6 protein-coding genes and 1 pseudogene are annotated in these 9,782 nt (G+C 53.4%); 2 read left to right on the forward strand and 5 right to left on the reverse strand.

Going from position 1 to position 9,782, the window contains the following annotated elements:
• Positions 1-913 precede the first annotated feature (913 nt).
• From FFS57_RS23665 to FFS57_RS23675, 3 genes are all read right to left on the reverse strand, one after another.
• Complete coding sequence (locus FFS57_RS23665) at positions 914-2,860, reverse strand: hypothetical protein (RefSeq protein WP_137940301.1); 1,947 nt, start codon at positions 2,858-2,860, stop codon at positions 914-916.
• A gap of 821 nt (positions 2,861-3,681) precedes the next feature.
• Positions 3,682-3,882: a hypothetical protein gene (locus tag FFS57_RS23670; protein WP_137940302.1), complete on the reverse strand. Its 201-nt coding sequence runs from the start codon at positions 3,880-3,882 to the stop codon at positions 3,682-3,684.
• A 30-nt stretch (positions 3,883-3,912) separates the two neighbouring features.
• A complete protein-coding gene (locus FFS57_RS23675) occupies positions 3,913-4,686 on the reverse strand; it encodes an SDR family NAD(P)-dependent oxidoreductase (RefSeq protein ID WP_137940303.1) in 774 nt (257 codons plus the stop codon).
• Positions 4,687-4,908: 222 nt separating this feature from the next.
• Here FFS57_RS23675 and gcvA point away from each other — a divergent pair, with 222 nt between their 5' ends.
• Entirely contained in the window at positions 4,909-5,820 is a 912-nt protein-coding gene (gene gcvA, locus FFS57_RS23680) for a transcriptional regulator GcvA (RefSeq protein ID WP_137940304.1), read from the forward strand.
• Positions 5,821-5,852: 32 nt separating this feature from the next.
• Here gcvA and FFS57_RS23685 read toward each other — a convergent pair.
• Positions 5,853-6,430 (reverse strand): annotated as a pseudogene (locus FFS57_RS23685) (amino acid ABC transporter ATP-binding protein); the annotation flags it as partial.
• A 568-nt stretch (positions 6,431-6,998) separates the two neighbouring features.
• Positions 6,999-7,841: an AraC family transcriptional regulator gene (locus FFS57_RS23690; RefSeq protein WP_171014175.1), complete on the reverse strand. Its 843-nt coding sequence runs from the start codon at positions 7,839-7,841 to the stop codon at positions 6,999-7,001.
• Between the two features lie 119 nt (positions 7,842-7,960).
• On the opposite strand from FFS57_RS23690, the gene FFS57_RS23695 reads away from it, so the two are divergent.
• Entirely contained in the window at positions 7,961-9,112 is a 1,152-nt protein-coding gene (locus tag FFS57_RS23695) for an FAD-dependent oxidoreductase (protein WP_171014176.1), read from the forward strand.
• The last annotated feature ends 670 nt before the right edge of the window (positions 9,113-9,782 follow it).

Consider the following 9,782-nt stretch of genomic DNA (forward strand, 5'->3'; position numbering starts at 1 on the left):
CACCTCGACAGCAGTCATCCTCAGCAAGCGCTGACATTTGCTGCATTTTTAAGCGAAACAGCGGCAAACGCTGCCACTGTTTCACAGAAAAATCGCTGTGGGCGAGATGAAAATGTACGCCGGACATGCGGACGGCACACCGAAGTTTGACCACCCCCAACGTGGTGCAATATGCCAAACAGTAGTGACGGATGCCGCTGAACAGGGCGCCAGTCGTGCTATTCGATGGGCATCGGCGATTTGCCAATCAGTGAAATGCCAGACACCAAACCACGTTGCCTTTCATTACGTTTGGATCGACAACAAGTGAACCGCCACTATGCCTTATCGGATCATGTGTATTACTTGCCTCGTGCGAAAATGGCGCCAACAACCGTTCTTTACCGCAATGCAACATGCCAATGGCAATGTTCAACCAGTGACACGTTTACCTCGCAAATATGACAGGTTTACCTCGTTTTACGCCAGCGGTGAATTTTCCAGCTACGTATGGTGTGACGAATTGACTTGGCTGCCTTCGCGCTTACGGCTGGACTGAAGTTGAGGAACAGATTGCCCCAGCGGCTTTTCGCTTGCCGGGGTTGAAAGCTAAACCCCAAGAAATCGAATTTACCGGGGGCGGACGTGCGGGTACTTGTTGCATTGCAATATTCGATACTGAGCACTCCGCAGCGTGGCCACTTTACCTCGTTGTATGGAACCTGGTGCTCACCATCGCCTACTTCGACCGTCTTGGAGTTCCCAGCCTGCGCCGACCTCAACTTCTCGAACCATCCGGTGCGGACCCGCATGGCGGGTGGTGTGGGAGGGGTCCGGTCTTCGTTGACCGGCCCCTATCCCGATTGCCCTTACTACGCGCTAATGTGACGGGCATTGACCCATGGTGCTGTTTTTAACATTCCAACAAGCCATATTAGGGGGTGCAGCCAGTCCACCAGCAGCTACCTTTGCGATAGGGTTGTACGGCTTTCCATTTCACCCAGTCATTGGTGAATTGCCGCTCTTTCAAGCCCCACGCACCGTAACGGCTGGGTGTGCCAACGTGGTTGAAGTACATATACACCTGAGCTCGTTCGCCAATCCATTTCTCCATGAATTTCGTATAGGCTTTGCCCATACGATCATCGTGGTTGGCGGCGATCATAAGTGGCACCCATTTCTCGTTGTTTTCCTTGGCATTGATATCTTCGTACTTGGTGCATTTGCCGTCATTGTCCCACTCGATACACTTCAACTCGCTCGGAATTTCGACGAGGTGTTGACCGCCTTCATAGGCATAGAGACCAAGACCCTTGCTGACTGCCAAGGCATAGCTGTCCTTCGTACGCAGACGCGATCGTTCAATAGCGCCGCCCATTGCTGAGTCTTCAATCAAGCCAAGCAGGGGGGGAGTTACTGCATTCCCTTGGGCGTTTTCACCCATCAGCTCTTCAAAGACTTTGCCCAGGCCGCCGTCTGGTTCTTTGTACCAGGACTGCCGTGCGGCTTTGACCGCCGGTTTGGTGTCGCTCAGATAATCGCCAAAGTAAGGCGCGATTGCCAAAGCATCCATGAACTTGCCGCATGTCTGGCCATTTAGGTCGTACTTCGCGGCAATCGAGCAATCAAGGTATTGCTTTGCTAGATCAGTCCAAGCAGCTTGGCCGTTCATAACGCATTTTACTTTGTCGGTGTTGGTACCAAATTGCGCCTTCACCAACTGGCAGACTTGTGCGGCACGCAGGGCATGCCAATTCATTCCCAGCTCCCAATCAGGGTGACCTTCGTCCCATGCGCGTGAGGCAACCTTTGCTTTACCCTGAGTAACGTACCAGCTCGTAGCAGGGAACTTGCCGTTCCAAGGCTCATTGCCATATTCCAGGATCAAGGTGCGACCTGGCGCCATCATACTTTTCGCCAGCCGCCCGAACTGAATAGCAAAATCGTCGTCAATTTGTGGTGGCAGATTGATCCAAGGGTCGGCGCCGACACTATTGGCCAAGTTCAGCATGGCGGTATAGGGCGCCCCCTTGTTGGTCCCCCAGAATGCATTACTTTCCAATGGGCGCTCTGCCCATTTAACCAGCGGCTGTGGCTTGAATTGCCAGGTCACCGGGTCCTGATAGCCATTGGTAGCGCCCCAATCCATGAAGCGCAAGCTACGGAAACTGCGCAAATCCGCCAGGAAAGCGGGATGCCAGATTTGCTGCCCGACGTTCTCGGTAAACGGTACAAAGCGGCCGGTTGTATCGGTGCATTTGGCGGCACTGGCCGCATAAACGTCCGGCTTATTGGCGCAAACGCCACCCGGTGGAATTACCCGGATATTACGGATGTAGTTATTGGGGTCGGTTTTGGTAATGCTGATTAGCAAACCGGCACTTTTTGTGTTGTCGACGGTAATGACATCGCGGCCCGGTGCCTGGCGCACATTGGAAGCGCTTAAGCCGTAAGTAAGAGTGCCGTTGCCTTCGTAGAGGATCGTGTAATCACCAGAAGGGTTTGCGCGCTTATTGTCTTTAAAGAGAAGCGCGGAGACAAAGCGATAAGTTTCTGGCGCATTGCTTGCCGGCAGGCTTTTAACCCAGCCATTTTCATCTAGTACTAGCTTACTTTGTTCGATAGTGTCCCATCTGTATGTTTTATCTGCGCATTGTAATTCAGCGGGATAATTCTTGTCGCCGCATTGTGTAAGCCATTTATCAGTCATCTTGAACTGATCAATGGTGGGGATAGCGGGGGAGTAATAAGCCAATCCGGTGAGGTTAAGTCCCACACCTGAACGTGCTTGTGCTTCAGTAGCAGCAGTACCTAAAAGTATGCCTGCCATGGCCAGTACAATACCTGCACTTTGGCGGGGTCGGGTTTTGAGCGATAACACGTGAGCCTCCTTGAGTAAAAGTAAAACCGTTAATTGAATCAAGTTCAGGTAGTGCCGGGGTGTGGCTATATAAAATTGTAAAAAAATGTCTACTAGGGCACCTCTGCGCAAATTGGATTTTGACATATCATTCAATCTTAAGTGATTGAATTTACTATATTTTGCTCTTCGATTTTTGATTGGTGAAGAGGTGCATTAGGTTAAAAAATTAATTATTGTTTGGATTGTCAACTTGGGTAAAAATTAAATAATTAATTAAATCAAGTGCAGGTGGTGCTATGGGATTTCATTAATTTGTAAAAAAATGTTTATTTTGTTAAAAATTTAATTATAATTTGGATTGGCTCCTTTAGTAGAAATCAAACAGTTAATTAAATCAAGTGCGGGTGGTGCTTAGGGGCTTACATTAATTTGTAAAAAATATGTTTATTAGGTGAAAACCTTATGGGCGTGGATTGGGGCGCGGGAGTGAGGCCGTTTTCCAAATCGACACCAACTCGAATGCAAGCGTTCACCCCCGACTGTTGTACCGGCCTTCCCTAACCAACGCCTGAATCCGTGACGAACCACCTTAAAACCAATGCAATGAATTGATTCATAATTGGAAAATAGAAATTTGTGCGCGGCGGTGCGAATTTCAGCTGAACTTGGCGATTTGAAATTCGTGATGGCAGATCGATCGCGAGTCGACTTGCCGGGGTGAATCAGGTCTCCAGGGTGGGATCGAACTTGCCAATGGCATAGACTTGGGTGCAACAGTGCACCTCACCAAGCAACCTGGTGCCCAGTCCGATCGGGTGGCGCAGGGGAACCTGCCGCCCCTACGCTCCCACGAAACCGTACATGACATTGAGACCGCCGACCACATCGGCTGTGAACAGCTCACTTTGCAGGTAGGCGTACGCGTTTTCCTGACTGTCAAAACCATGCTGTACCTGCACGTCTTCGTCACGCACAAGCAGTTCCTTCGATTTCGCACCGGCGATGGTGTTGAGAAACGGTGCTTTGTGTTTCTGGTAGATGCCCGCCGCGGCGGGTCGGTTAGCAACAAATTAGTTACGACCGGCCATTACGCCGCCGTCGACGTCCCAAATGGCGCCTGTGACCCAGCTCGCCTTATCCGAGAGCAAAAAGGTGATCACTTCCGCGACATCCTGAGGCGTTCCCACGCGACCGATGGGATGGAAGTTGTTGAAGCCTTGCAGCGCGCTGTGCACTTCGGCCTTCGGGATAAAGCCTTCGTAGATCGGGGTCTGCACCACTGCCGGTGACACAGCATTGACACGGATATGCTTCGAGGCCAGCTCCATGGCCAAGTGCTGGGTCAGGGAATGCAAACCGGCCTTGGCCATCGAGTAGGCCGATGATGGTGTGGCCGCGATGGACTGCTTCGCCCACATCGAACCAATGTTCACGATTGCGCCCGCGTGATCCTTCGCAATGAGGTTGGTGGCGACTTTCTGGGTAATGAAGAAGAACGCCTTGTTCAGCTTCATGTACTGGTCGTAGTCAGCGTCCTGGTGCTCCAGGAAAGGTTTGGGAAAGAAGACGCCAGCCGCATTGACCAGAAGGTCGATGTCCGAATGCTGTTCGTCAATGGTTTTGAGCAACACAGCCAGCCCTTCGTTACTGGAGAGGTCTGCCGTCAGCACCCAAACTTGCCCCAGAGCAGCCAGCTCCTTGCGCGCTTCTTCGGCCTTGTCCGCGCGGTGACCCACGATCACTGCGCTGCCGCCTTCGGTCAGCACCATGCGGGCTGCTTGAAGGCCCATTCCGCTGGTGCCACCGACAACCAGCAACTTCTTGCCCTTGAATTGATTGCTCATAGTAAAACCTTTCAATGTGTTGATTGACTTCCTTGTTTGTGCAAGGATCGCCATCTGATCTAGAAGAAAAACTATTCATATTTGCGACTGCCCAAAGCTGTCGATACCAACCATGAATTGTTGCCAATGCCAAAATATCAATACAGTCATAATTCTTTACTTATTCCCTTCTGGTGGCAAATGAGATAAAGTATCTAGCATTAAAAGAAAAACTTTATCGTTATGAAATCCCCTGCCCACCTCAATCCGTTGCGCGCATTCGAGGCCAGTGCCCGTCATCAGAGCTTTTCAGCAGCAGCGGCCGAACTCAACGTGACCCCCGCTGCAGTCGGCCAACTCGTGCGTACATTGGAGGAATGGTTGGGCACGCCGCTATTCCATCGAGGCTCCAGTGGACGGGCACGACTCATACCCACTGAGGCAGCCAAGCGGGCGTTGCCGGATATCCGTGCGGGCTTCGATAGGCTGGCGATTGGCCTAGAACGGCTCAAGGAGGGATCGACTAGCGGTGTACTCACTGTGACAGTCAGCCCAGCCTTTGCCGCCAAGTGGTTGCTGCCACGCATCGACAGGTTCCAGATCGCTTGGCCTGACACGGACGTGCGCTTAGATACCAGCCTCAAGGCGGTGGATTTCGTAGCGCAGCGGATCGATATTGGCGTTCGCTACGGCATGGGAAACTGGCAGGGATTGACAACTGAGAAGCTAATGGACGAGGAGGTCTACCCGGTTTGCTCGCCCAAATTGCTACGTGAACATTTGCACTTGCAGAAGCCGGAAGATTTAGCCCAGGAAACTCTAATCCACGACTTGTCAATGGACGGACATGCGAGCTTTCCAACCTGGGATGCTTGGCTGCAGAAGGCGGGCGTGACTGATGTTGCCACCACGCGTGGCATGAAGATAAATAATTCTGCAGCTGTCTTGCAGGCAGCGATTGATGGGCACGGTATCGCGCTCGCTCGCAGTGTCATGGCGCACGACGATCTGGCAACCGGGCGGCTGGTTCGGTTATTCCCGAAAATAACTTTCACTTCACCACTGGCATATTTCGTCGTTTACCGCGCTGAGTGTTCCAGTCTGCCCAGACTGATGGCCTTTCGTGATTGGTTGCTCAAAGAAGCGGTGGCGTAGCGCGCAACCACCTGAGAGAACTTTTTTTCTCCCTAATGCAGGATCTTGTCAAGAAAGTCGCGCGCACGTGCGGACCGTGGTGTATTGAAGAACAGTCACTTGCTGCATCTTCAACGATCACGCCGCTATCCATGAAAAGCACGCGATGCGCGACCTTGCGTGCGAATCCCATTTCATGCGTGACGCAAACCATCGTCATTCCCTCACGTGCAAGCTCTACCATCACATCAAGGACCTCGTTGATCATTTCCGGATCAAGCGTGGACGTGGGCTCATCAAACAGCATGGCAATTGGGTTCATGGACAGTGCGCGGGCAATTGCGACCCGTTGCTGCTGTCCACCAGAAAGTTGTGCTGGGTACTTATGGGCGTGCATTTTCAGGCCAACGCGGTCGAGCAACTTACGGGCTTTCTCGATCGCCTCGTCTTCGCTGCGGCCCAGTACCTTTATCTGCGGCAACGTGAGGCTGTCGAGCACCGATAAGTGTGGGAACGGCTCAAAATGCTGAAACACCATGCCGACTCTGGCGCGCAGTTGCGCGAGTTTGATTGACGGATCGTCAAGCTGAACTCTGTCCACAGTAATGCTGCCGCTCTGATACGGTTCAAGTCGGGGGTGGGTCAAAATTGTTGGCCATTGACAGCAGCCATACTTTCGCAGCGTGGACTATCGACAGAAAACCGTCAGCATCGACGTTAAGGTTAAGGATGGCTCGCAGGAAGCACTTGATCTTGGCGAGTTAAAAAAATAGCTATTTTCGCTGTACGTCCATCGATTCCGCCGCAGGGGTCTCGCATGCGAGGCCCTTTTGTTTTAGCTAACCGTACAACGAGGTAAAGTAGCCACGTGACGGCGCATTGTTGGTGCGGTGCACGAGACTGCATCGTTTCCCGGGTGCCGGTGCGCTGACCCATGGCCGAATGCAGGGAGCCGATTGGTAGCGATCGACTTGGTCGTTCACCCCGCGACGCTGTCGTCGACCCCGAGCTGGATCATGTTGACGAGTGATTCAGCCTGTTGACGCCTTGACCCAGCCCATCTCCAGCCATGGTTTTAGGAAAGACAGGCGATCAAGCTCACCCCACTTGACCACAACCGGCAATGGGGTCGGACGCGGTTGCTCAATGACCTCGGTTACCCGCAGTTGTTCCAGGATTAGTTGGGTACTTTATCGCCATCAACCCAGCTTGGGGGATGGGCTGATGTTGACGGTGAGCGTGTCTGACATCCGCTGATATTGCCCTGGTGCCACGCCAAAATAGTGCTTGAATTGCGCAATGAAATGGCTGGTATTTTCGTAACCTAAATGGTCTGCAACAGCGGCAATGGCGTGCGCCTGGTCAAGTCGTTCGATCGCCAGATGCAAGCGCAGCAATTGCCGCCATTGACCCAATCTCATGCCGGTCTGCGCATAAAAGAGACGGTGAATACTGCGCTCGGACAGCCCTACCCAACGCCCCCACTCTTGCACGTGCTTTTTACTGGCGGGCTGATTGATCAAGGCATCCGTAATCCGTTTCAAGCGATGGTCACTCGGCAGCGGCAAGCAGTTGGCGTTATTGGGCGAGACAGTCAATTCATCCATCAACACCGTGGTCAGGTGTGCTTCGCGTTCGGTGAGGGGCGCGAGCGGGTCCCGCTCCGCAAGCCGATTGACGATCAGTTCGATCAGTGGATTGCGGTTAAACGTGGCGGTCTTCGCTGGTAAGGTTTGAGCAGCCGAAGGGTCCAGGTAGATCGACCAGCCGGTCCGGATACGGCGTGCCACCACCCTGTGCGACATCCCAGGCGGGATCCAGCCCAGTGTACCGGGGGTGAGCAGCCAGCTGGCATGCTCGGTCCACACCTGCATCACCCCATCCTGAATACAGAACAGCTGTCCTCGCACATGCTGATGCCAATCGAATTGCCGATTACCAAGCGCAAATGGTGTGGCGTCACCATCCTGGCCAGGGATCACCATGATGGAGGGTTGACCGGTCCATTCACTCAGGTCCGCAGGATGAAGTGTTTGAATCACCTTGATACTCCACGTAGGTTGGCAGTTATCCAGCATTTTGTGTCAGCTGTTCATTACTGGATAGTGGAATGTTCACCCTAGCATGGCAGCCATGGTGAATGAAACACAGGAAAACACAGATGCAACCGTTGAACATCGTCGTGATTGGGGCGGGTATCGCTGGGCTTACGCTGGCAAAAGGCCTGCAAAAACAGGGTATCCCCTGCCATATCCTTGAGAAGGATTCCCATGCTCTGGCACGCCGACAGGGGTTCCGAATTCGCCTGAATGCCAGTGGGCAGGCTGCGTTAGCCGCATGTCTGCCAGTGGCTGATTTCGATCAGGTGGTGTCTGAAGTGGCGCTGAGTCAGGAACGAATGTGTTTGTTTGACGGTCAACTGCGTCCGGTCAAACAACGGATCATGGCTTGGCAGGGTGACGCGGAACCAGTTGCATTTCAGCCCCCGGAGTGGAAGGTCGATCGTTCAATGCTTCGGGCAACCTTGCTGCGGGGCCTGGAAAGCCATATTGCTTTTTCAAGCCCATATCGTGCCATGCACCCCCAGCCGGACGGGCGATGGGCGGTACACGCTGGGAACCGCACCCTGCTGGCTGATGTGGTGGTCGTGGCCGATGGTGCCCATTCTGACGTGGCCGCACAGCTGGGATTGCATACAGAGCGTGAGCGGGAGTACGCGTGCATCTACGCAAGATGCTGGTCGGCATCGCCAGCATGGCATCGCTTTTACGCGGATGACCTGTCAGTGATTCGGGCGGATGGCTTGACGATGATCATTGATGCCATGACGTTTTCGTCCAATATCGATCGAGCCGGTTATCTGTACTGGGCGATATTCGCGCGGCATGCGCATCCATTGATGACACGGGCCCGCCACCAGCCCCAGCGAGTGGGCGGAGTCGCCGCACAGTGGGCTGCCGAAGCCAATTGGCATGGCGATCTGCAGGCGCTGCTGGCAGCTCAGGAGGGGCAGGCGTCGGTAGTCGATGTCGTCCAACTGGCACGTCCGATCGTTGGGCCGGCAGGGGTGGTGTTTATGGGCGATGCCGCGCATCTGATGAGTCCCGCCAGTGGGCTGGGGGCCAATACCGCCCTATACGATGCACACTGCCTGACCGAGCTGTTTGCGCTGGTTCAACAAGGCCGGCTTTCGTTAAGAACCGCACTGGATGCCTACACCGACCGAATGTCCACCCACGCATCGTGCTGCCTGTGGCAGTCGCTGAATGGCAGCCGCGAATTAACGTTGGAGTCGTCGCACTCAGTTGAATAAGGTTCTGCTGTATTCACTTGGTAACAGTCAACTTCGGGCCAGGCTGGCGCGGCGTTAGGAGACTTCCAGACGGCATGAGCCCGCCAGGATGCCCTGCTGCGCCGCAGGGGTCAGGCGTTGATGGGGGACCTTTAGCGGTCCTTTCTTCAATGCATGCATTCAATGCCACTGATGTACAACGAGGTCAAGTGACCACTTGACCTCGTTGTACGACAATACACGCATCCTTTGGATGCCGATATCCAGTGCTGATATGTCACGTTTCGAATGGCTCGTCTGCCCGGCGGTTACGCACTATGTCGGATGAGTGCGAAAATAAGTGCGTAGCCATGGTCATAATTGCAATATCCGCCATGTAATACCTTGTTGCAATTGCCACGCTATCAATCACACTGACCACACCGTGCACTTTTGCACGCAAGCGCGAAAATTCATGGCTGTGCAACCGTGCCAACTAGTTTTACACCTCACCGTTCCCGCCATAACCCACTCTTGCAATCCCCAGAATTTCTGGCGGAACTTTGAGATGATGGAATGCAATTCTCTAACCACCCTCACTAAGAGCCTGTTCAAAGTCTTTGTGATTGGTTGAATGTGAGACACTTGGGAGATGAGAAAAAGCTACCCGAGCGACATTAGTCGTGCCCAATTTGAAGTGATCCGGCCATTA

The sequence above is a fragment of the Chitinivorax sp. B genome, from assembly GCF_005503445.1.
In the GTDB taxonomy this organism is placed as follows: domain Bacteria; phylum Pseudomonadota; class Gammaproteobacteria; order Burkholderiales; family SCOH01; genus Chitinivorax.

Excerpts from the sequence above, each read along its gene's own strand:
- FFS57_RS23675 (WP_137940303.1), bottom strand. The coding sequence starts at position 4,686 with ATGAGCAATCAATTCAAGGGCAAGAAGTTGCTGGTTGTCGGTGGCACC.
- gcvA (WP_137940304.1), top strand. The coding sequence starts at position 4,909 with ATGAAATCCCCTGCCCACCTCAATCCGTTGCGCGCATTCGAGGCCAGT.
- FFS57_RS23695 (WP_171014176.1), top strand. The coding sequence starts at position 7,961 with ATGCAACCGTTGAACATCGTCGTGATTGGGGCGGGTATCGCTGGGCTT.